Genomic DNA, 22877 nt, shown 5'->3' on the forward strand with positions numbered 1-22877 from the left:
AATACAAGGATAGTCGATCCAAGTATTAATACACAAGTGCCAAGTGTAAACACTGATCTTTCAGTAAATAGAAATCAAGGCAGTGTGAGATCATCTACATCTAGACATTCTCCTCCCCCTCATATCGACGGAAGAGAAATACCACTATATTTTTTTGAGAGGGAAGAAAATACAGAAGGGACCTATACACATATTAAAAATAAGGATTACGAATATACGAGATTATCTACAAAAAGTACTATTAATCACTATAGACGCTACACTACAATTTAATATTAATAAATTTAAAAAAAATTACAAATTGCAACAAAAATAAAAATACTTTTTATAATTTAACTTTATTAACTTAAATTAGAAACAATTATTAAACAGGAAGACGAAATTATAATGCAAACAATAACACTTAACATAGAACCAATGAGCCAGATAGCTAACGGATCTAATGAAATAATAGCGATAGCACAGTTAAATATAAATGGAACATACCCACCCAACGAGCCTATAGATCTCATTCTTGACGGATCAGCAGTTTTTACTGAAAATAAAATGTCAAAAATTACAAAGCTTACCGATATATTGGGATCTGTAAAAGTATCTTTTACAGACACCAGGCCGGAAAGTGGTAATATTATAGCTCAAATGTCAAATAATCATAACATTAACGACACTAAAAATTTTACATTTACTCCTGAAGCATATATCGATCTCTCAATAAGTAATGATTATGCAAATGTTTGGAATGACATTAATACAATTCCTAATGAAAGTTCAATTATTTATGCGGTAACTACAGTACAAGAACTTGATCCGAGCGTTCAGGCAACCCTTACTTTTCAGATTGATGGCTCAGAAACCGCCTGGTTTGTAGACAGGACAAATCCTGCAGCCCGCCCTCGGGTTTATACAACTAACGTCGCCGGTGGGCAAACTATTGAGGTTGGGATTGCAGACTCAAGTGCCGAGTCCGGTATGGTACAAGTATCAGGCACGACTCAAGATATGCAGTTTCTCAAAGGCGCGACGCAGCAATTTAGCTTTGATGCCATCTCCTCCACCTTTTGCAAACTCGCTTTAAATAATAATGGGGCTGAAGCTGGCGGCAAACAAATGATTACTGCAATGGCAACGGCTTTTGTTAACGCTGCACCAGCCGCCGGAAAACGCATGTATCTTGAAATCATCCCAAACGATTGTAGCGCATGCTTCGTGCCAGAAAATGGAATCACAGTTGGGAATAATGGCAAGTCGGCTACTGGTTATACAGACAAAAGCGGTACGCTGTCTGTTCGTTTTTCTGACAAGATTTGGGAAACAGGATTAATAAACGCTAGCTTAGCTGATCAAAATATTGATTACGACCAAAAATACTTCTTTTTCGATGTACCCTCTACTCTGAAAATCAACCTAGTCAGCCTCGTAGAAACGACTGATAGTAGTAAAGAATGGGTCGAATTTAATATGGCTGCGGCCGACGGGGTCACGCAGCAAGATTTATTCGTCGATCTTAAAGATGAAAGTGGCACGGCTTACACAAATATTCCATTCCAAATTGACCTGACTGGCGTGGGAGTTTTCGCACTGCAACAACCAGACGGCGTACAGTTATCGGGCGATAGAAAGACGGCGCTCTTAACAACACAATCGGACGGCAGGACTCAAACTGTTTCTGTCGTTAGTGACGCTCAGGGGCTTTGCTCAGCTAATGCGAGCACTCCTCCGAAGGAACTCAAACCTGATGGCGGTCACATAAAAAGCCAAGTACATGCATGTTACTTCAATGACCCCTGGACGACTGTATCGAATGTTCGATTTGACTTTCCGAACGCGACAGAACGAACGCGTTTAATTTACGCGAATGGACGCCATCAAACAGGGATCGCGGTATCCATTCAGGCTGCGGGGCCAAGTGGCGACCTTATAAATGGTTTATTACCCAGTTGGCCATTCCAGACGGCTAAGATAGTTGATTATATGAGTGGCTGTGAACTGGGCGTTGCGGACTTTGCCAACTGGCAATACACGACAAATCCATCCAGCTCACGGTTCAATGCGCCTATCGCAGCCAGCGGCCAACTGGAACAGATCGCAGCCAGTACAATCGGCGTACAGTCTAAAAACTACTATATTACATGCAATGATTATACCAATTGTAAATATTTTACCTATTCTTCTGGGGTAATTATAACGCCAACTGGGCCACAGGTTATTTCAACTCAAAATAAAGGCGCCTATGGTTATAATATTGGGGCCAACGCACCAACAGCCCCTCTTATGTTCACAAATAACGGAATAAAAATTTCACCTACAGATAGAGTTACCATAAATTTATTAGATCCTATTGTATATAATACAAGTAACATATCTTCATTAGGCATAAATAGCTACGCAGGACCTGCTGATTCTCAAAATAGTAACATATCTCTTTATCCTGACAATTACTGGAGGCAATGGGATTATATAATTCAAATTGGATCGACTGCGTATAGTAGCTATATATTTGACTGCATTCTTTCCGACCGCGCTCTACTCCCCCCTGATTTTGCTGTAGCGGAAATCAGGAGAAATATTTATGATTATAAATTATATCTATGGCCAAACAATATAAAAAATAAGAATGGAATTATAATACCATCGCGCCCGCTATATATAGTTGATACGTATGACGTTCGAAATATTTCGGTGAGTAATATTAAGGACATAAATGGCGCTATACAAATGTCTCTATTTAGCACTTTCGGAAAAATTGATATTGGCGCATCCTCTTATACGCCCATTAATATGGAAATATTCGACCAGTACGGAAATTCCGGCCTTTTCTGCATCGATGGATCAAAGCTTCCACTGAAGTATGATTCAAGTCAGCTTGCGAATTGGAGTTTCTTGAAGGATGGGCATGTAGACCCCCAACAATCCAGTACGGAGGGGGCAACAGATGGATACATTTCAACAAATTTCTATTCACCCAATAGGATGCGAATAGGTCACGATGATACACAGTCCTTCAGCGACTATAAAGAAGTATATTTAAACAACGGAGACAAATTAATATTCGAAGATAGCAATCAAGGCGCCAGTAAACGTAGTTACTATATAAACAACAGTAATTATGGTTATATTAATTATTATGACACCAAAAATCCTGCCGTGTATAAAATCAATGAAAAGCCAACTTGGTTTTTCTACCCTATATGGGAAAACGACAACTTCATTATATTGTCCAAAGATAATGGAAAGTCGTTATATGCCGGATATATCACTTTAAATGGTGTAAAAACCATTTACGCTGTATTTGTAAGTACCTATAAATCAATCTACACTCAATTTAGGTGGACATTAGAGTGAAATGATTAGATATATTTTGGCTAGTCCAGGCATGATCTTTTAATAGGCTTCCACTCGGAACGGATTTGGGATACTTAGAATTTAAGGACGATAAGAAAACGATCCATTGATCGTTTTCTCCATGCAACGCGACGGCCTTCTTCGCTCAGAGACAAGTCAATAAGATGTGCTGTTATCGAGACTGAAAAGGCCTACATGTCTCTGCCACGTTTGTGTGCGTTTTCGGCTGTTAGCATAAACAGTTATGATATCTGCCCAATCGTCGGCGGCTCTACGCTATGATCATCCTGCCCCGCATTCGCAATCAGTTTGTACCGTCGCGTGAAACCTATGGCTGCCTTTGCATGCATGGCGAACTGAATAAAAAAGGTATTCACACAGGACGCGCCGCACGGCGCGACTGATGCGTGAAATTGGCTTGAAGGCGCGGCAGAAGACTTGGCTATCAAGCGCACAACCGACAGCAATTATGGCGCGCCTATCGCTCCCAGTCTTCTGGATGAGGACTTCCCTTGTGACAAATCGGATTACAAATGGTATGTCGACATTAGCGACATATGGACGGTAGAAGGCTGGCTTGATCTGGCAATCTTTGCCGATCTTTATTCTTGTCGCATTATCGGCTCGGATGAAGAAAGATCAGGCTATCTGCACTTTGAAGAAGGCTATTGCAATCCGGTAGCCAAAGCCCGAGCTGATACAGCATTCGCACAGGGCAAGCCAAAATGCGTGTTATGAGTACACACAGAATTCTCAACGTCCACAAAAACACTTCCATCCATGAGCGGAAAAGTAAACTTTTGCGATAATTTGATGGTGGAAACCGTCTTCAACACGATCAATTCGGAACTAATCTGGCCCAAGGTATTCGAGACCAGACATGATGTGATCAAAAACATTGGAGAATACGTTAAATGTATCTCAAATCCCGTACGCAGGCATTTTGCGATCGCAGCATAAATCGCCGCCCCGCTCAAGACAGTGCTGCATCGATCAATGGGACCCGAGGCCTGTCAGCGAGGTGGCCGAATACGATCTATGCCCACCGATAGATGTCGATAGGCATAGAAGGAATTTATTTTTATTTTCAGTTGGTTAGATCGTATTTCAGCGCAAAATCGGCGACGTTCGGATGGGCCTGAATCATTCCCACTCTAATATTTTTCCCGCGATAAATAATTGATTTTCCTGCAGAAAATCTTCATTCCGGCGCCCAAAACCGAGACTCGGGCCGTCAAAAAGTTATCCTTTTGATTTTGTTGTCTTTTCTTGGAGTTTTAGCGCAGAAAAAATTCTGTGAACTATCGGGATCTATCGGCCATTTCGTGGCTGCCTTGCACGATGGGCACCTCATCTATCCTCACAAGAAAGTACCGTCAAAAGCGCCAAAGTCTATCCCCTACTCGCGATTCTGGACTAGCGCGTCGCTGTCTTCGCGAGAGCGACGCAATGAAGGCAGCCAGGATCGGTGCGCGCCTCCGAAGACCTACCGCCCTACACGAATTTTAGTTAGAGACGCATTCATATTTTGATTGCAAGCTGCAGGGCATTTATGTAGTTTGAGGAATGCTCGAACTCAAAGACATCGCAGATATCTATTCCGGCATGGCGGTTCAGGAGGGCGACGGGTCCGCCCGCTTCGTGCGCCTATCCGACCTGTCGGATCTGAGGTCCGGCCGGCCGCTCCAACTCGCCGCTGGAGAAGCGCCCGCAGTTGCACGAGCACTGCCGATAGCAAACGGCGACTTGATTGTCGGCGCGCGCGGCTCGGCAACGGATGTGTGCTTAGCCAATTACTCTCTCTTTGGCGCTTTTATTTCGCTCGACCTTTACTTGGTGCGCCCCAACACATCGAAGGTCGACCCAGGATACCTCTTGGCTTTTCTTGACCTTCCTGGAACGCAAGCTGCGTTAGCTGGAGGCAAGCAGGGCAGCGGTCTTGCTCGGCTTCCTAAAGAAGCGCTCGACAAGCTTGTCGTTCCGCTCCCGCCAATGCCTGCGCAGCGATCAATCGCCGAGTTAGCTCAGTCTTTTCGCGACGAAGCGGAGCTGCTGCAGCGGCTTGCCACTCTCAATTCCATCCTTGGTCGTGAGTCCCTCGCGCGTGCCATTCGCGCTGCTGCCACGAGCCCGCATTCACAGGAGATTCTATGACCACTCTTCAACAAGACGACATTCTCGCAGCGGTATGGCGTGCCTGCGATACCTTTCGCGGTGCAATCGATGCGTCCGGCTACAAGGACTATATCCTTACTGCCTTGTTCCTGAAGTACATCAGCGACGTGCGCCGGAAGCATGTGGAAGAGTTTCGTCGCGAATACGGCGGTGACGAGCTTCGCATTCAGCGCCGCCTTGATCGCGAGCGCTTCAAGCTGCCCACCGTGGAGCTGAAAAACACCAAGACGAACGAAGTTGAGGAGAGCTTCCTAGGCGATTTTTACAGCCTTTATGAGCGGCGCACCCGCGACAACATCGGAGAGCTGATCAACATCGTCCTCGACGCGATGGAGAAGGCCAACGAAGGAAAACTCGGCGGGCTCTTTCGGGCTATTGACTTCAATTCCGAAACAAACCTTGGCCAGACGAAAGATCGTAACCGCAGGCTGAAAACGCTCCTGGAAGACTTCGCGAAGCCCGGTCTCGATCTTTCCGATACCTCCGAAGACATTCTCGGCGATGCTTATATTTTCCTGATCGAACGCTTCGCGTCGGACGCTGGCAAGAAGGCAGGCGAGTTCTTCACACCGCGTAAGGTTTCCGAAGTGGTCGCCAAGCTCGCTAACCCCAAATCCGGTGAACGCATCTGCGATCCGGCTTGCGGTTCTGGCTCACTACTGCTGCGGGCTGGCGAGGAGGTCGGCGACGGCAATTTTCAACTTTTCGGTCAGGAATCGAATGGTCAAACGCGCTCTTTGGCCCGGTTGAACATGCTGCTGCACAAGCAAGACGGCGCGCGGATTGACTGGTGTGATACGCTCAATTCACCGACCCTAATCGAGAGCGACCACCTGATGCGTTTTGACGTAGTGGTCGCCAATCCGCCCTTCAGCCTCGACAAGTGGTGGGGCAACAATGACTCCGAAGGCAAGCCACTACCGGACTCCTATAAGCGGTTCACGCCGCATATGCCGCCCAAGAGTCGGGGCGACTACGCCTTCATTCTCCACATGTTGGCTATCACGCGTCCCGATGTCGGCCGCATGGCTGTGGTCGCGCCGCATGGCGTTCTGTTCCGCTCTGGTACTGAGGGGAAAATCCGCGAAAAGCTGATCCGTGACAACAGCCTTGATGCTGTCATTGGCCTTCCTGGCCAACTGTTCCCGACAACGGGCATCCCCGTTTGCATCATGGTCTTCGACCGGTCGCGCGAGGCGAATGGCTTGCGGGCGCACGAGCGCGACATTCTTTTCATCGATGCGAGCCGCGACTTCGGGGAGGGCAAGAAACAGAACCGTCTGCGTGACGAGGATGTGTCCAAGATCATCGACACCTACCGCGCTCGCACTGAGCGCGAGCGGTATTCCCACAAGGCCTCGTTTGAGGAAATAGAAGAAAACGGCTTCAACCTCAACATTCCTCGCTACGTCGATACGTTCGAACCTGAGCCTGAAGTTGACCTCCAGGCCGTTCAGAACGAAATCCGCGATCTTGAACAGCAGCTCGCGCAGACGCGTGAGAAAATGAACTTCTACCTCAAGGAGCTTGGCATCGATGTCTGAGGCTCCCTCACGTTCCGCTGCTCGCCGAGGCCGCACGCTCAAGCTCTATCTCGTTGATGGCACGCCATCGGGCGTGATCACCGCGGAACTTGGCGTTTCGTCGGTGCGGGCGGCTGTGGCCTCCCGTACGGCGCTACCCGAACTTATCCGCAGAGAAGAAGCGACCCGCACAGGCGTCTACTTGCTCGTGGGGCCGGACCCGGATTTGCCGGGCCGCCAGCTTGTCTATGTCGGCGAAGGCGATCAGGTGCGCACGCGCCTTGCCTATCACGATGCCGACGAGGGGAAGGAGTTCTTTACCCGCACGGTGCTGATTGTCTCGAAAGACGAAAACCTCACGAAGGCGCATGGTCGATATCTGGAAAGCCGGATCATCGCCGCCATTCGCAATGCGGGTCGAGCAAAACTTGTCAACGGCACGGAGCCGCCGTTTCGCGGACTGCCCGAGCCGGAAATCGCCGACATGGAACGGGTGCTCGACGAGATCGAGATCCTGTTGCCGGTACTAGGTTTCGACGTCTTGCGCCCGGCGGGCCATGAGGCAGGCGCACAGGACAGAACCCCCACGACGGCAACTACCCAATATGCCCCCCGGGCAGATAATGACGCACTGTTCACATTCTCCGAAGCGGGAGCAGCGGCGAAGGCGCGTGAGGCAGGCGACGAGTTTGTCGTTTTGGCCGGGTCCATCGCAAAACGGCAAGAGGTACCAAGTTGCGATGATGGCCTGAAGCGCCGCAGACAACAGCTCATTGCAGAAGGCGTGCTTGTGCCGGGTGACGATGAGCGGTTCCTGCGTTTCACCGCCGATACGCCATTCGACACGCCTTCGGGCGCTGCCCGTGTCGTTTACGGCGGCAACGTGAGCGGTCCTCGGTACTGGAAGCATGCGACGACCGGCCAAACCTATGGCGAGTGGCGTAAGCAACGCATTGGCGCAGAGGGCGCGGTATGAGTGGCCCGCATCTTGGAGATTACTTCCACAATCGTCAGGAGCCGGGCAGACCGGGTTTGCCGGTTATGTCGGTCACTATGAACGACAGCCTTGTGCTCCGGGAGGACCTGGATCGGCGAACTGAATCTGCGCTCCGGCCTGATCAGCATTTGCTCGTCCGCAAGGGGGACATCGCCTACAACATGATGCGGATGTGGCAGGGAGCCTGCGGTCTCGCAGAGGCAGATGGCGTTGTTAGTCCAGCCTACGTTGTGCTCGCGCCAAAGCCCGGCATCGACAGCCGATTTGCCTATCACTGGTTCAAGTCGGCGCGCATGATCCATCTTTTTTGGGCCTATTCGCACGGCCTGACGGAAGATCGCTTGAGGCTCTATTTTGACGCCTTCTGTGAAATTCCGGTTGCGCCGCCTCCGCTTGGACAGCAGTTGCGAATTGCCGCCACCCTTGATGGCTGGGATCAGGCAATCAAAAGTGCCGAGCGCCTGATCTCGCTAACCAAACTAGCTTACCACAGTAAGCTAAACGGATTTGCCAATTCAACCAACGCCCCGAATCGGCGGCTTGATCACGTGTCCCGTTCTAACTTGCTGTCTCTGACAGCGAGAACTAACCCCGATTTTGAGTTTGATTATTTCGACATTGCTGCAGCGGAAGATGGCATCGATGAAGAGGTATCTGGTCGGACGGTATTCAAGTCGGCGCCCTCACGCGCAAGAAGGCAGGTGCTAAAGGAAGGTGTGGTCTACTCTACCGTGCGACCTTTGTTGCGGAGGTTGTTCGTCGCGAGTAAACGACCAGATGCAGTGTATTCGACGGGCTATTCAATCCTTGAACCTAACGAAATATGCTCTGTCTCATACCTGAAGCATATTTTGGTCAGCAGCTTGGTTGAGAGGCAGATTTATGCCCGACTGACTGGCTCAGGATACCCCGCAATCAGTGAAAATGACCTAGCAGAGGTCCAGATCCCACTGCCGGATATGCACGCTCAGACACTGATCGCCGGAGAGCTGTCCGAGATCGAACGGCAACATACGTTGTACGCCCAATACGCGAAAACACTGCGCACCCAAAAGCGCGGACTGATGCAGAAACTTTTGACCGGCGAACGGCAACTGGATGAGCGGTTCGACGGCTTGGCTCCGTTAGTTCTAACTGCCGCAGGGGGTATCTCATGAGCAAGAAAACCCACACGATCTCTATTCGTTTGCTGCGGCACGGCAAGCAGCCAGCTGATAGTGTTCGCGCGGGAGTCGATCTTTCGGCGTGGAACAAGCTCGAGGGCGCTCAAATCGCGCTCGACACTATCGGCGGGGGCTCGCCGAAATGGGCGAAGTTTCTTGATCTGACCGACGTGGAAAAAACCAAACTCAACAACTCCACTGCTTACGGCCTCGTCTTCGTCCAGGCATCAGGTCGCTGGTTTGCCGTGTCCTTCGGACTTGGGCATGTGAAGTTGGATCCAGATGCCTTTGAGCAGGACTTTGGTCTACGGGTGGTCCTGAACACGGTCGATCCCGACAAGCTGCGCAGCGCAGATATTCGGACGCCGGACGAGAACACGACATCGCGCCGCACCCAAACTGCACGCCGGTCTGACCAGACCGCTTTCAGCATCGACATCGAACGCGACATCGTGCGCGGTCTGGCCGGCGAGCCCAAGGATGCAGCCTTCGCCTCGCGTGTAGCCGGAAGCGATGGCTTGACGCTGACCAAAGAAATGGACGTTGCCGACTTGCCGAAGGTGTGCGCCGATGCCTTCGCGGCCTTCGGCAAGACAGACTACAAAACCAATTTCGCTTGGATCGACCAGATCAAGCATGTCCGCGACAAGGCAACCATCGACCAGCTCGACACCGCGTTGGTCGCTGCTTTGAACGCTTGCCTAACGGGTGCGATTCCGGACACGCTGCATCTCGCATATCCCGTGATCTACGATCCCGAAAAAGCGCGGCATATCCGCTACAAGGGGTTTAGCAGCACTAACGTCCACACCGACCTTGAAATCGGGGGCTATGTTTCGGACCTGAAGGAAAAAGCCGTTCCAGCCTACCTCCTCGAGCATCTGTCTGGACACAAGGTCCATGAATGCAACGATCTCGGTAAAGACGATGGGCAGAGCTGGCGCATTAAGGAATGCCTCGTTTTCGAGACCGATTTCAGCGGCGAGAAGTACGTTCTCTCGGCGGACCGCTGGTATCGGATCGACAAGAACCTAGCGACCGAGGTCACGAACTTCTTTGCTGCTGTGGCCTCGCACGTCATGCCAGCGGCACAGGCCGATGACAACGAGGAGAAATACAATAATCGCGTCGCGACAGGCGGGCATGACATGCTGTGCCTCGACCGGAAGCTAGTGAAGCCAACAGGTGCGTCATACGCTATCGAGGCGTGCGATTTTCTCAGCAATGCCGGGGCGATGATACATGTGAAGGATCAGACTTCATCATCGCGTCTCAGCCATCTTTTCAATCAGGGTACAGTTTCGGCCCGCGTCATGAAAATGGATGGCGCATTTCGCGACTTGCTGCGAGCGCAAATCGCCGCGCAAGAGACCGCCCTTGGGCTGACAGGCTATCAGACCCTCGTTGTCGGCTCTGCTGCCCCGTATAGCGAAACAGCACATCTCGTCGTCTATGCGGTATTGTGCAGCGGTACAGGTACAGGCGCAAACCGGTTGCCATTCTTTAGCCTTGTGACTTTCCGGCAAGCTGCGAATGAATTGCGCGCGCTTGGCTACAAATGCGCGTTTGCTTGGATCGCCAAGCCCGCACCGACTACCACCAAGGCGAAGCGTAAGCCGAAGAAAGCAGTGGCAGCATGACTGTTAAACTCCTCGGTTTTGATCAGGCACTGCACAAGGCCGACACCTATGGCAAAAAGCACCTCCTGCTTGGCAACGGCTTTAGCATCGCCTGCAAACCGGACATCTTTGCCTATGGGTCTCTCTTTGAAGAGGCGAAGAAGACTATGTCCAAGGAGTTAATTGCCATATTTGCAGCGATGGGCACTCAGGACTTCGAGGAGGTCATTCGTGCGCTTCAGCACGCCGCTGCGATCGTCAGTGTCTATAGGCCTAAATTCGTAACGACGAAGGCCCTACTGTTGGCCGATGCCGAGAAGCTCAAGACCGATCTTATCCAGGCGGTTGCCGGCCGTCATCCGGCCCGGCCAAACGACATCTCCGATGAGCGCTATGCCGCTTGCCGGACATTTCTCTCAAACTTTGTGGGCGAGAGAGCGAACGGCAAAATCTACACGATGAACTACGACCTGCTGCTCTATTGGGCGCTGATGCACGAAGAAGAGGATGTGTTGGCGCGCATTGCGTTGACCCATGATGACGGCTTCCGAAAGGATCTGGAGGACTACGACGCGCCTTATGTCGAATGGCAGGGCGAAGGAGCAGCACATGGCCAAAACATCCACTATTTGCACGGTGCGCTTCACCTGTTTGATGCCGGTCACCAGCTTCAGAAGTACACGTGGGTGAACACCGGCAAAGCGCTGGTTGATCAAGCGAATGAAGCTCTCAAGAAAAACCTATTCCCTGTGTTTGTGGCGGAAGGCGACAGCAAGAGCAAGCTGACCAAGATTCAGCACAGTGCCTACCTGCACCACAATTTCAAAAGCTTCGCTGGCGTGTGTCAGACGAAGTCTAGGGAAGGCACGGCTCTTTTTGTCTATGGCCACTCATTCGCGAAGAATGACGCACACGTCCTGAACATGATTGGCTATGGAAAGATCGCTCACCTGTTTGTCAGTCTCTACGGCGATCCGGCAAGCAAGACCAACCAGAAGATCCGTGCAAATGTCGATCACATCGTCGGGCTGCGACCGCGGGCTTATCCCGCACTGAAGGTCGATTATTTTGACGCGGCTTCAGCTAGGGTCTGGGGGTAGAACATGAGTCGGTCCCCCGAGTTCACAACATCCGAGGCGGGTGGCGCGCAGCTTCAGGCACTGAACACGCTGATCAATTGTGGCTGGCGCTATGTCACAAAGGCTGAGACCGACCAGTGGCGTGACGGCCGGCGAACTCTACCGTTCCTGGAAACGCAGACGCGAGCTGATCTGGCGCGCATCAATCGTATTCAGCTTGATGGTCGGGCGCACTCGTTTTCAGAAGCCAATATCGATGCTGCCATTCGCCGCTTGAGCGAGAGGATTCCCGAAGGCGTCGTCCGCGCTAATGAGCGTATGACCGATGACCTGTTTCTCGGTGTCGCCCTGCCGCAATCCATTGGAGCGACATCCCGCGAGTGGCCCTTCAAGTTCATCGACTGGTCCGACTGGCGCACTAACACATTTCAGGTCGCCGCCGAGTATACGGTCAGCGAGCCGGGTGGGCCGACGATCCGCGTTGACCTTGTACTGTTCGTCAATGGCATCCCGCTTGGCGTGATCGAGGTCAAAGCCTCTCACGTCTCCTCCGATCAGGGTGTGGGCCAGCAGATTCGCAACCAGAAGGCAGGAGAAGGCGTGCCAACGCTCTTCTACTCGGCACAGTTGCTGCTCTCGGCGAACAGCCATGACCCGCGCTATGGCACTGTCGGCACGCCGCGCAAGCTATGGAGCGTCTGGAAAGAGCGGGAAGACCCTGCCGATTTCGCCGTACAAGTCGTGAATCGGCCCCTCGACACAGTTGAGGGCAAGCGGGTGGCTCTGGATTTTGCCTCATACATGAACCGTCACAACGGGTTGATGGAGAATTATCGCTTAGTCACGCCGCTGGACGAAACGATTGTGGGGCTTTGCCGTCCTGAACGGTTCATGCGGCTCGTCCGCCGCTACATGCTGTTCGACGGCCCCCATAAGAAGGTCGCGCGCTATCAACAAGTGACGACAGTCGAGACCCTGCTGAAACGGATGGAGGAACGCGACGCTGCCGGGCGACGTGAGGGGGGCGTCGTCTGGCACACACAAGGGTCTGGCAAAAGCCTAACCATGGTCATGCTGGCTAAGTCCATCGTCATGGTACACCCACAGGCGCGCATCGTCATCGTGACGGATCGGACTGATCTCGATGAACAGATTACCAAGACTTTCCGCGCGACGGGTCAGGAACCAAAGCGGGCAGCGACAGGTGAGCATCTGCTAACCCTGATCGAGGAAATGACGCCGATTGTCACCACGCTCATCCACAAGTTTCGGGCAGGTTTGAACAAACGACGGGTCGTCGATAGCTCGTCCGATATTTTCGTCCTGGTCGACGAGAGTCATCGCAGCCAATACGGTAACCTCGACAGCCTGCACGCCCGCATGCGCGAGGTGTTGCCCAACGCCTGTTTCATCGCTTTTACCGGCACTCCGATCGCCAAGAAGGAAAAGAGCACTTTCGCGAAATTTGGCGATCTTGTTCAGCCCTCTTATTCCATGCGTGATGCTGTCGCCGACAAAGCTGTCGTGCCGCTGCTCTACGAGGGGCGGGAAGTCATCACCGACGTCGACGATGCGCAAATCGACCGCTGGTTTGAGGTCCACACGCGAGGTCTCTCAGACGACCAGCGCGCCGACCTGAAACGCAAAATGAGCCGTGCACGTGAAATCGAGGGAGTCGATTCCAGGCTTCAGTCGATCGCGTTCGATGTTGGCCAACATTTCTCGACGAACTTCAAAGGAACAGGGCTTAAGGGGCAGCTCGCGGCATCATCGAAGAGAGCGGCCATTCTCCTCAAGAAGCTCTTCGACGAATTCGGTGTCGTTGCCACCGAGGTTGTGATCTCCGCTCCGGAAATGCGCGAGAGCGAAGACGAGGTTGACGAGGCCGACGACGATCTTGTGCGCACGTTCTGGCGCAAAATGATGGAGCGCTACGGTGGCGAGGATGCCTATAATCGTACAATTGTCGAGCAGTTCAAAGGCCCAGACGAACCCGACATCATTATTGTCGTCGACAAGTTGCTCACCGGCTTCGATGCGCCCCGCAACACGGTACTCTATATTGCTCGCCGCTTGAAGGAGCACGGCCTGCTTCAAGCTATCGCAAGGGTCAACCGCGTCTTCGACGAAGATGGCGCGCCAGATAAGCCCTTCGGCTTCATTATCGACTATACGGGCGTCCTCAAGGATCTAGGCGCGGCACTTGCCAGTTACGACGCGTTACAGGGCTTTACTCAGGAGGATATCGCCAACAGTGTGATTGCCATCCGAGACGAGGCAAACAGGGTGCCAGGCGCCCATGCCGCATTGCTGGACGTGTTCAAATCTGTGTCCAACAGTTTCGACGCCGAGGCCTATGCTCGCCTATTGGCAGACGTGGAGATTAGGGCCGAGTTTTACGCTCGCCTCTCAACGTTTTCCCGCGCCTTCACCGTGGCGCTTGCTTCTCCGGAATTTGTCGAGACGACCAAACCGGAGATGCTCAAGCGGTGGAAGAACGATCTTGGCCGGTTCGTTTCGCTGCGCGCCGCGGTCAGCCTTCGCTACGCAGAGCGAGTAGACTGGCGTGATTATGAGAAACGTATCCGCCAGTTGCTGGACCGACACGTCATTGCGCGCGATGTAGTCACGCTGGTCGAGCCTCTGAATATCTTCGATGATATAGCGATTGAGAAACGCCAACTGGAAAAGACGGAAAGCGATGCGTCGGTTGCTGACACGATTGCCCATCAGTTGACCCGTTCGATCGAGGAAAAATGGGATGAAGACCCAATTTTCTTCGAAAAATTCTCCAAACTCGTTCGCGACACCATCGCCGATTTCCACAAAGGACGCATCAGCGATCTAACTTATCTTTCAACGGTCAAGGAGTTGCGCGACAAGGTTCAATCTCGGCAGGATGAAGCCGATCCGACCCCCGTGCGTCTTCGCGAGGATGGTCATGCGCAGGCGTTCTGGGGCTTGGCGAAGCGTAATCTGGAAAAGGCTGGTGCAGGTGACACCGAATTGGCCGCCGATATCGCGCTGGAGATTAGTCGGATTGTGCAAAAGCGCCGCAAAGTCGGCTGGCAATACGATCGTGACGTCGAGAACGTTATTCGAAACGACATCGACGATTTCTTCTTCGAGGAATTGCGCGGCCAGCGTGACATCTTGATTGATCCTGCCATTCTTGATGGAATTGTCGATGATGTTCTGGCATCAGCTCGCGTGCGGCTAGCGCAATGAGGACGATCTTGGCGGGTCGTCCGGCGAGCGAACAGATCGAAATATGCTGGGGTGAGCGCCGCATCATCGCGGAACTCTGTCGCACGGAAAGGCGTGCTCTGCGGATCGACGTCCGACCCACGGGCGAAGTTGCCATTTTTGCACCCGCAGGCGAGGAAATCGACGAAATTCAGAACCGAGCGCACCGAAAGGGCGCCTGGATATTCGCTCAGATCGACAGGATTGCCCAGAGGCCGAAAGTCACACCGAAACGTAGGTTCATTTCTGGAGAGACGCATCTCCTGCTCGGACGACAATACCGGCTATCAATCGAGCAGTCGGACGATCCGCACGTCCGACTTGAAGGCGGGCGCCTCGTGATTAGTGCCCGTTCGGCCGACGATCAGCCCCATTGCAGGCGGCTCCTTCAGGCATTCTATACCTTGACTGCCCGAGCAGTATTTCGGCAACGGTTCGAGGTTGTGGCAGAGCCATTCGTTCGCAAAGGCCTGAAGCGGCCTCCTCTTGTGATTCGGTCGATGTCAAAGCGGTGGGGGAGTTTCACCCCTGGCGGGCGAGTGGTGCTTAATGTGGATCTAGTGCGTGCCAGTCCACGATTGATTGATTATGTAATTTGTCATGAATTGGCCCATGCTTTCTTCCCCAATCACGGTGATGGGTGGCGAACTCTGCTGGAAACGACCATGCCGGACTGGGAGAAACGTAAAGCTCAGTTGGAAGAGGCGTTGCGGTAGACGACGTGCTTTCGGCGGAGCTCGTTTGGAAGAAAGCCGACCGTTAAGGACGCAGATCGAATTATAACCATGAGGCAAGCGGCCGGTCGAAAAAATCATATCTGAAGAATAATTGCCGATTTATTATCAAATATGACTTAAAGACCGTGCGCCGCTTCCATCTCATTGCCAACGAAAGCAGCCTCATAGTCACGCGCCAGCGCGCCAGAAACGCCAACCTGTCTGAAGGCTTCCCGCCATCCGTCCGAAATGCGCTGCGCCATGGTTCGGATGATCTCCCGTGCCTCGGCCTCGGCAATCTCGAAAAATTCGCAGGCTTCCAGTGCGAGGATGATCGACCGATCATGGGCCCCGCCCTCAAGGATCGCCGTCTCGAGGTGTGGGTTGCGGTCTGGCGCCGGGTTCACGTCGAACACCGGCGACAAGCGCCAATGGCCCGCCCCCACATAGAGGAAGCCGTGATTCTTCAGGTGGTCGTCCTTGTTGGAGACGAGGATCGTGAAGATCAGACGCCGGTAAAGTTCACGGAAATCGTCAGAAGGATCGGGTGAGTAAGCCCGCATGAAATCGACGATCTCGGTATAGGAGCCCAGTTCCGCTCCTGTCTTGCCGAGTGCGGTGCGCGCGGAGATGTAGGGAATCCGTGCGGCCCCGCGCCGGTCGAACCGCTGGATCAGCGCTACCGGGAACGGCGTGTCGGCCAACTCCAACCGTGTCTCGGGCGTGCGGATACCGCAGGCTGCCGCCAAGCGCAGCGTCGCGACCTCGACGCGCTCGATCGGCTGCTGATCTTGGACGGAGGTGAACTTCGCCAGCCACAGCGCGTCGCCGTCCCTGACATTGGCTTTGGGACGAGCGCCGCCAGAGCCGCCGGCGCCGGCCAGCGCCTGCATCTCCTCGGGTGAGATTTCCTTGCCCTGCTCATAGGCGCGCGCGATCGCCGTGATGGTTTCGAGATCGACCAGACGCGGAACGGCGTCCGCTGCCTTGCCGCGAATGACCTCGCCCTTGTGATCCAGAAAGCGCAACGCGCCCTGCCGGCAGGTATCGTCGGAAAGCGTCAGATACTCGAATTCGTTGAGACCATTACCATAGGCGCGTTCGAGCAGCCTGCGTCCCCAACTGTCTGGAGCCGCATCCGCGAAAACGCCCGCCAAGGCGTCGCGCATGTTGCCGGGCTGACCCGAGGTGTGAAATGGGCCGGCCTCAAGAGGAAAATCGGGCTGTATGGCGAAGGCGCGCGGGTTTTCGATCCATTCGGCGTCATAGGCGAAGGTCGAGAATTGGCGTGGCCCGGCATGGGTGAAACGCAACTGGCCCACCGATGCGCGGCCTTCGCCAAGCGCGACATGGGCGACGAAATCGGCCATCAGAAGGAAGCCCCGTCAGGGTCCACAACGTCCTGCCGATCCTGCGTCTCCTCCGTCTGAGCCTTCTGCTTTTTCAGCCTTGCCGCAAAGGAGCGGCCCCTGCGCGGTCCGTGCTCCGCTGCCAGCGCCAGCCCCAGATCGTCCTTGCGGATATCGACCAGGTCAGCGAGCCGCTCCAGGAGGCCGAGCACAACGAGAACGTCGGCAAGCGTTCCGATGGCAACGCCCGGATCGCCCCGTTCAAGGCGGGCGATGGAACTCGGCGAGGTTCCCGCACGCACGGCGAGATCCGCCACGGCGATGCCACGCCGCAGACGCGCGTTGCGGATATCCTGGCCCAGTCGTTCCAGTGCTGGTTTCGCCTTAGGGGAACCCATCTAAATCGTCCATATATGACACAATTTTGTTTACAACTACTCATATATGATGATTTAAATCGAAAGTCAAGAATTCCAGTCGGCGCCCACCTGGGTCACCGTCGCCTCGTTTTGGCGACCGGCGACAGGCGGGTGTGAACTGAGGCGCCGATATTCTCGATCTCCTTAGCGATTGGCGGTCAGTGCCTCGAGATAGGGCCGAATGACCGTGGCGACCGTTCCTCGCTCAGCCTGGCTGGCAATCTCGCTCGGCGTCGTCTTGCGATGGCGCAGCGCTTCCTGAAGGCCTTCGATCGCCACGGACAGGCCAATCTTGTTCCGATATCGGAAGCAATCGGCAATCGTCTTTGCGACGCCGAAAACCTTCACGGGCACCCTCTCGACAGGGTGGGTCTCAACCCCCTCGGTCAGGAGACGATCTGTGAAACATACCAGCCGAATGGGCGTGCCTTCGGGTCTCGGGGTCCAGTCCTTCTGACCCACGGCGAGCCAAACTTTCCTTGGCAGCTGATCGGTCAGCCCGTGGAACGCCGGGCGGACACGAGGCAAACGACGCCCTTCGGAACCCGTTTGGCCGTCTCTGCGAGACTATGGTGAACGTCGAGGGGCGCGTCGGAAAGTTGATAAAGTCCTCGCGCGAGCCGAAGCACCTCGCCGTCGCGTTCCATGCGGCTCATGGTGGCGGCTGTTACGCCCGCCTCGCGCAGCTCTGCCAGACGCGAAATTCCGCGCGCGGTCAGCACGGTATGGGCGATCTGGCGTTGGGACATGATGATGGCACGATACGAAAACTCGGAACACAGGACTTACTGTTCGAGGATTTGTATCATTTCCGCATGGCGAGGAAAGGTGCCAGGTAGAAGAGCCTGCCGTTTTACGAAACGCGTTCGCCTCAAACGGCCCCCTGAGCCAACAGCGACGACGGCTCACCGGGTCACCTTGTACATCCGCACCGGGAGGGGAAAGCCTTCCCCTGCGTACGAGCCTTGGTCTCGCCCGACCCCTTCTGCGGGGCGGCTGCCCCGCAACGCCCCGCTGAAAGTGAGAGAGTGGACTTGTTTCCCGTGACGGTTTGAAGGTTGGAGAAGAGGTCTCCGGCGCCCGTCATGGAGAATGGTCCCATGAATATGCAGGTCCTCGATGCGCGCCGTGACACCAGCGGCGGTTACAAGGTCGATGTTGGCCGGGGCGAGCGGGTCGGCCGCGTCTCGTCCGAATGGTTCTCGCGCCCAGCCGACGAGCGCTACCTGTCGCTGTCCGAGTTGGCGCGATCGGTGCGCGACCGCGCCGATCGCAGCCGGACGCGGATGGTGGAGAGTGCGCTCATCCACGTCGAGGCGAACCGCAACGACCCGGAACGGTTAGCGCTGATCCTGCCGGGCACCGATGCGGCAATCGCGCCGACACACTGGTCCTTCGGCCAGCTCGCCAGCCTGGTTGGTGCCCCCGCTGCCTATTTGCGGCAGCTCCCCGCCGCCCTTGCTGGCATCAACCTGCAATACGGCCTGACCTCCAATCGGGCCGAGCAGATCAAGACGCTCGAAACCGATACTGGCCGTGTCGAACTGCGCGCCGTCACTGGCCCGGACTATGGCCGCATCTACGACCACGAGCTGGTCGAGGCCGTCCAACGCATCGCCGGCAATGGCACGGGCGATACCCGCTGGAAGGTCCCGGGCGTGCTCGACTGGTCGACCGGGATTTACAATCCGCGCGTCGACATCACCAAGGACACGACGACGCTCTATGCCTCCGATCGCGATGTCTTCCTGTTCCTGGTCGACGACCTGAACCCGATTGAGGCCGGCCGCCTTCCAGATGGCTCGCCGGATCTCTATTTCCGGGGCTTCTATTGCTGGAATTCCGAGGTTGGCGCCAAGACGCTCGGCATGGCGAGCTTCTATCTGCGCGCGGTCTGCCAGAATCGCAATTTGTGGGGCGTGGAGGATTTCGAGGAAATCACCATCCGCCACTCCAAATATGCCGCCAATCGCTTCGCGCACGAGGCAGCCCCGGCGCTGCTGAACTTCGCGAACTCCTCGCCCCTGCCGTTCGTCAACGGCATCAGGGCGGCTCGCGAGCGGATTGTCGCCAGGACGGACGAAGACCGCACTGACTTCCTGCGCCGTCGCGGCTTCTCCAAGGCCGAGACCGGCAAGATCATCGACACGGTGCTGGCCGAGGAAGGTCGCCCGCCTGAGTCCATCTTCGATTTCGTGCAGGGCATCACCGCCGTCGCCCGGGACAAGCCGCACCAGGACGCCCGCCTCGACATGGAAGGCAAAGCCAAGAAGCTGCTCGATCGAGCTTCCTGATTTCCGCAAAGCCGGGGATGCGGTTTTCCGCGTCTCCGGCTTTGCGCTTCCGTGCCTTTCAGGTTTGCCGGTTCGTGGCGCTGCCCCCCTTTAGAGGAAGAGGGCGGCGCTTCGCTTCGTGACGGGTTGGAGGTTGAGAGAGAGTCTCTCGGCCGCCCGTCACGGAGTAAATCCCGATGGCTACTGCCGTTCAGAAGATCATCCTGTCGTCCTCGCGCGACATCCCCTTCAACAAGCTGGTGCTCAGCCAGTCCAACGTCCGGCGCGTGAAGGCCGGCGTCTCGATCGAAGACCTCGCGGCCTCGATCGCTCGTCGCGGCCTGATCCAGAGCCTCAGCGTCTTCCCCGTCGTTGACGCCGAAGGCAACGAGACCGGCATGTTCGAGGTGCCCGCCGGCGGCCGGCGCTTTCGCGCGCTCGAACTGCTGGTGAAGCAGAAGCGTCTCGCCAAAGTCGCGCCCGTCCCCTGCGTGGTCCGCGATCGCGACGGCGCCATCCTCCCCGAGGAAGTGTCGCTCGCCGAGAACATCGAGCGCGCCGCGCTCCATCCGCTCGATCAGTTTCGCGCCTTCCACGACATGCTGATCAAGGGCATGACCGAGGAGGAGATCGCCGCGGCGTTCTTCGTGCCCGTCAACGTGGTCAAGCAGCGGCTGCGCCTCGCGACCGTCTCGCCGGTCCTCCACGACGTCTATGCCGACGACGGCATGACGCTGGAGCAGCTCATGGCGTTCACGGTCTCCGAAGACCACGAGCGTCAGACCCAGGTCTGGGACGCGATCAAGGACGCCTGGTCGAAGGAGCCCTATCAGATCCGGCGCATGCTGACCGAGACCACGGTGCGCGCGTCCGACAAGCGTGCCTTCTTCCTCGGCATCGAAGCCTATGAGGCGGCTGGCGGCACCGTCATGCGCGACCTCTTCCAGGCCGATGATGGCGGCTGGCTGCAGGACGTGGGGCTTCTCGATCGCCTCGTCGCCGACAAGCTCAAGGCCGAGGCTGAGGTGATCGCCGCCGAGGGCTGGAAGTGGATCGAGGTCGCGGTCAGCTTCCCCTACGACGCCGTTCGCGGCCTCCACGAGGTCTCCGGCACGCCGATCGATCTATCGGCGGAGGAACAGGCGACCATCAAGGCGCTCACCGCCGAGCAGGTCAGGCTCGAAGCGGAATATCAGGACGCCGACGAACTGCCCGACGAGGTCGACGAGCGTATGGGCGAGATCGAGACGGCACTGGCGGCGTTCGACGACCGCTCGGAGCACTTCGATCCGGCCGACATCGCCATCGCTGGCGTGTTCGTCAGCATCAACGCCAACGGGTCGCTTTCGGTCGATCGCGGCTTCGTTCGGCCCGAGGATGTGCCTCAGGTCCGGACCGATGGTGAGGAAGGATCGGAGAAGGACATCGAATCCGATGGCACCGCGAGCCCGTCGGTGCAGCGCGCCGTCATCACCATCGGCGGCCAGCCTGTCGAACCGGAGGACGATGAGGACGACAGCATCAAGCCGTTGCCCGAACGCCTCGTCGTCGAGCTGACCGCCTACCGCACCCTCGCGTTGCGCAACGCGGTGGCGGAAAACCCGCACATCGCCATGACGGCGCTTCTCCACAAGCTGGTCTCGGACAGCTTCATGACCCGCATGTACACGGGCGCCATGGAAACGGGGGTGAAACACATCTTCTTCCCCGTTCAGGACGAGACGCTGAAGGACAGCCCCTCCGCGCGGGCTGTGCAGGAGCGTCACGACGCCTGGGCCGCCGACATCCCGAAGGACGACGACGCCCTGTGGGATTGGCTCGCTGGTCTCGACGATGCCAGCCGCATGGCGCTGCTGGCGCATTGCGTCAGCTATGGGGTCAACGCGCTCTATGAGCGGCCGAACCCGCACAGCGCGGGCGGCGTGTCGCAGCATACGCTCGATATGAGGCTCGCGCAGGCCGACCGGCTGACGCGGGCGACCGGGCTCGACTTGGTCGAAGCCGGCTGGCGTCCGACCTTCGGCAACTACCTCAACCGTGTCACCAAGCCGCGCATCCTCGAAGCCGTCCGCGAAGGCGCCGGCGAACGGGCGGCCGAGCTTATCGGTCATCTGAAAAAGGGCGACATGGCCAAGGAGGCCGAGCGTCTCCTGGCCGACAGCGGCTGGCTGCCCGAACCGCTTCGACTTGCCGGTGTCGATGGCGATCCGGCACCGGACGCGGACGGCGATGGCAAAACCGAGGACGCCGCGCTGCCCGACTTCCTCAGCGCCGACGACGAGTCGGAACCGCCGGCCGATGGCGAGGACGACGAACGTCACCTCATCGCCGCCGAATGATCGCCTCGCGGGGCAGTTTTGGCCGCTCCGCACCTTCCAATCCCATCCACTCAGAGCCCGGCCCAGCGCCGGGCTCTTTTCGTTTCAGGAGCCTGATATGGCCGAATATCTCACCCGCTTCTCCTGCTTGCTCGACGTCGGCTCGGTTGCCAATGTTGCGCGGGCCTTCGACATCTACACCGCGCTGATGGCCGAGAATGGTCGCGAGGACCCGCCCGCCGAACCCTTCCTGCTCTCCCTGACACCCGAGCACGGCGCGACGCGCCTTTGGCTTTGCGACCCCGGAACCGCCGATCCGCAATTGCTGGTCACCTTCGTCACCCGCTGCGCGGAGACATTCGCACTCACCGGCACCTGGGGGTTTCAGTGGGCCGGCATTGCCTCGGACCCTGTCGTCGATGGTTTCTCCGGCGGCGCCCATCTGCTCGATCTCTCCACCGGCCGCACGATCGAGTGGATCAGCACCGGCCGGTGGCTAGCGGAGGGCGGTGTGCGATGATTCCCGACCATGCGCGCGCCCGGCCTCACGGTCGCGCGCTTTTTTTATGTCAGCGGACAAGAGGAAGAGGACGGCCGGGGCGGGTCGAGTTCGGGCGGTCGAGAGAGAGCGCCAACCGAGCTTGTCTCTTCCGCTCTC

15 protein-coding genes and 2 pseudogenes are annotated in these 22877 nt (G+C 55.8%); 14 read left to right on the forward strand and 3 right to left on the reverse strand.

Annotation, left to right across the window (positions count from 1 at the left end; all coding sequences use genetic code 11):
* The 11 genes and pseudogenes from ABE527_RS20020 to ABE527_RS20070 form a co-directional block, all read left to right on the forward strand.
* Nucleotides 1-273: hypothetical protein (locus ABE527_RS20020; protein ID WP_499698093.1), on the forward strand; the 273-nt coding region annotated here is incomplete at its 5' end.
* A gap of 114 nt (nucleotides 274-387) precedes the next feature.
* A complete protein-coding gene (locus ABE527_RS20025) occupies nucleotides 388-3342 on the forward strand; it encodes a hypothetical protein (RefSeq protein ID WP_499698094.1) in 2955 nt (984 codons plus the stop codon).
* A 130-nt stretch (nucleotides 3343-3472) separates the two neighbouring features.
* Nucleotides 3473-4284 (forward strand): annotated as a pseudogene (locus ABE527_RS20030) (IS3 family transposase); the annotation flags it as partial.
* Between the two features lie 624 nt (nucleotides 4285-4908).
* Nucleotides 4909-5496: a restriction endonuclease subunit S gene (locus ABE527_RS20035; protein ID WP_499698095.1), complete on the forward strand. Its 588-nt coding sequence runs from the start codon at nucleotides 4909-4911 to the stop codon at nucleotides 5494-5496.
* Nucleotides 5493-7061 carry a type I restriction-modification system subunit M gene (locus ABE527_RS20040; RefSeq protein ID WP_499698096.1) on the forward strand — a complete coding sequence of 523 codons (1569 nt, stop codon included), beginning with the start codon at nucleotides 5493-5495 and terminating at the stop codon, nucleotides 7059-7061. The genes ABE527_RS20035 and ABE527_RS20040 overlap by 4 nt, the downstream gene beginning before the upstream one ends.
* Complete coding sequence (locus ABE527_RS20045; RefSeq protein ID WP_499698097.1) at nucleotides 7054-8016, forward strand: GIY-YIG nuclease family protein; 963 nt, start codon at nucleotides 7054-7056, stop codon at nucleotides 8014-8016. The genes ABE527_RS20040 and ABE527_RS20045 overlap by 8 nt, the downstream gene beginning before the upstream one ends.
* Nucleotides 8013-9194 (forward strand): restriction endonuclease subunit S, encoded by a 1182-nt coding sequence (locus tag ABE527_RS20050; protein WP_499698098.1) that lies wholly within the window; start codon nucleotides 8013-8015, stop codon nucleotides 9192-9194. Before ABE527_RS20045 ends, ABE527_RS20050 begins: the two co-directional genes overlap by 4 nt.
* Nucleotides 9191-10840 carry a DUF6119 family protein gene (locus tag ABE527_RS20055; protein ID WP_499698099.1) on the forward strand — a complete coding sequence of 550 codons (1650 nt, stop codon included), beginning with the start codon at nucleotides 9191-9193 and terminating at the stop codon, nucleotides 10838-10840. Before ABE527_RS20050 ends, ABE527_RS20055 begins: the two co-directional genes overlap by 4 nt.
* The gene (locus ABE527_RS20060; RefSeq protein ID WP_499698100.1) at nucleotides 10837-11919 is read left to right on the forward strand and encodes a DUF4917 family protein; all 1083 of its coding nucleotides are present in this window, start codon (nucleotides 10837-10839) and stop codon (nucleotides 11917-11919) included. Before ABE527_RS20055 ends, ABE527_RS20060 begins: the two co-directional genes overlap by 4 nt.
* 3 nt (nucleotides 11920-11922) lie before the next feature.
* Nucleotides 11923-15126 (forward strand): type I restriction endonuclease subunit R, encoded by a 3204-nt coding sequence (locus tag ABE527_RS20065; protein ID WP_499698101.1) that lies wholly within the window; start codon nucleotides 11923-11925, stop codon nucleotides 15124-15126.
* An 8-nt stretch (nucleotides 15127-15134) separates the two neighbouring features.
* The gene (locus tag ABE527_RS20070) at nucleotides 15135-15860 is read left to right on the forward strand and encodes a M48 family metallopeptidase (RefSeq protein WP_499698102.1); all 726 of its coding nucleotides are present in this window, start codon (nucleotides 15135-15137) and stop codon (nucleotides 15858-15860) included.
* A gap of 137 nt (nucleotides 15861-15997) precedes the next feature.
* On the opposite strand, the gene ABE527_RS20075 is transcribed toward ABE527_RS20070, so the two are convergent.
* The 3 genes and pseudogenes from ABE527_RS20075 to ABE527_RS20085 form a co-directional block, all read right to left on the reverse strand.
* Nucleotides 15998-17230 carry a type II toxin-antitoxin system HipA family toxin gene (locus ABE527_RS20075; RefSeq protein WP_499698103.1) on the reverse strand — a complete coding sequence of 411 codons (1233 nt, stop codon included), beginning with the start codon at nucleotides 17228-17230 and terminating at the stop codon, nucleotides 15998-16000.
* Nucleotides 17230-17607 carry a helix-turn-helix domain-containing protein gene (locus ABE527_RS20080; protein WP_048648545.1) on the reverse strand — a complete coding sequence of 126 codons (378 nt, stop codon included), beginning with the start codon at nucleotides 17605-17607 and terminating at the stop codon, nucleotides 17230-17232. Before ABE527_RS20080 ends, ABE527_RS20075 begins: the two co-directional genes overlap by 1 nt.
* Before the next feature lie 165 nt (nucleotides 17608-17772).
* Nucleotides 17773-18377 (reverse strand): annotated as a pseudogene (locus tag ABE527_RS20085) (type IV toxin-antitoxin system AbiEi family antitoxin domain-containing protein).
* 351 nt (nucleotides 18378-18728) lie between these two features.
* Here ABE527_RS20085 and ABE527_RS20090 point away from each other — a divergent pair.
* From ABE527_RS20090 to ABE527_RS20100, 3 genes are all read left to right on the forward strand, one after another.
* Nucleotides 18729-19922 (forward strand): DUF932 domain-containing protein, encoded by a 1194-nt coding sequence (locus ABE527_RS20090; protein ID WP_183825918.1) that lies wholly within the window; start codon nucleotides 18729-18731, stop codon nucleotides 19920-19922.
* A 176-nt stretch (nucleotides 19923-20098) separates the two neighbouring features.
* Nucleotides 20099-22240 carry a ParB/RepB/Spo0J family partition protein gene (locus ABE527_RS20095; protein ID WP_499698104.1) on the forward strand — a complete coding sequence of 714 codons (2142 nt, stop codon included), beginning with the start codon at nucleotides 20099-20101 and terminating at the stop codon, nucleotides 22238-22240.
* Nucleotides 22241-22337: 97 nt separating this feature from the next.
* Nucleotides 22338-22739 (forward strand): hypothetical protein, encoded by a 402-nt coding sequence (locus ABE527_RS20100; protein ID WP_499698105.1) that lies wholly within the window; start codon nucleotides 22338-22340, stop codon nucleotides 22737-22739.
* Nucleotides 22740-22877 lie beyond the last annotated feature (138 nt).

Origin of the sequence: Brucella sp. TWI432, assembly GCF_039674445.1 — a bacterium.
Taxonomy (GTDB): domain Bacteria; phylum Pseudomonadota; class Alphaproteobacteria; order Rhizobiales; family Rhizobiaceae; genus Brucella; species Brucella chromiisoli.

Bases quoted from the DNA above. Each gene is read 5' to 3' on its own strand.
- ABE527_RS20095 (WP_499698104.1), top strand. From the start codon at position 20,099: ATGGCTACTGCCGTTCAGAAGATCATCCTGTCGTCCTCGCGCGACATC.
- ABE527_RS20090 (WP_183825918.1), top strand. From the start codon at position 18,729: ATGAATATGCAGGTCCTCGATGCGCGCCGTGACACCAGCGGCGGTTAC.
- ABE527_RS20045 (WP_499698097.1), top strand. From the start codon at position 7,054: ATGTCTGAGGCTCCCTCACGTTCCGCTGCTCGCCGAGGCCGCACGCTC.
- ABE527_RS20025 (WP_499698094.1), top strand. From the start codon at position 388: ATGCAAACAATAACACTTAACATAGAACCAATGAGCCAGATAGCTAAC.
- ABE527_RS20055 (WP_499698099.1), top strand. From the start codon at position 9,191: ATGAGCAAGAAAACCCACACGATCTCTATTCGTTTGCTGCGGCACGGC.
- ABE527_RS20040 (WP_499698096.1), top strand. From the start codon at position 5,493: ATGACCACTCTTCAACAAGACGACATTCTCGCAGCGGTATGGCGTGCC.
- ABE527_RS20035 (WP_499698095.1), top strand. From the start codon at position 4,909: ATGCTCGAACTCAAAGACATCGCAGATATCTATTCCGGCATGGCGGTT.
- ABE527_RS20050 (WP_499698098.1), top strand. From the start codon at position 8,013: ATGAGTGGCCCGCATCTTGGAGATTACTTCCACAATCGTCAGGAGCCG.
- ABE527_RS20075 (WP_499698103.1), bottom strand. From the start codon at position 17,230: ATGGCCGATTTCGTCGCCCATGTCGCGCTTGGCGAAGGCCGCGCATCG.
- ABE527_RS20060 (WP_499698100.1), top strand. From the start codon at position 10,837: ATGACTGTTAAACTCCTCGGTTTTGATCAGGCACTGCACAAGGCCGAC.
- ABE527_RS20080 (WP_048648545.1), bottom strand. From the start codon at position 17,607: ATGGGTTCCCCTAAGGCGAAACCAGCACTGGAACGACTGGGCCAGGAT.
- ABE527_RS20065 (WP_499698101.1), top strand. From the start codon at position 11,923: ATGAGTCGGTCCCCCGAGTTCACAACATCCGAGGCGGGTGGCGCGCAG.
- ABE527_RS20100 (WP_499698105.1), top strand. From the start codon at position 22,338: ATGGCCGAATATCTCACCCGCTTCTCCTGCTTGCTCGACGTCGGCTCG.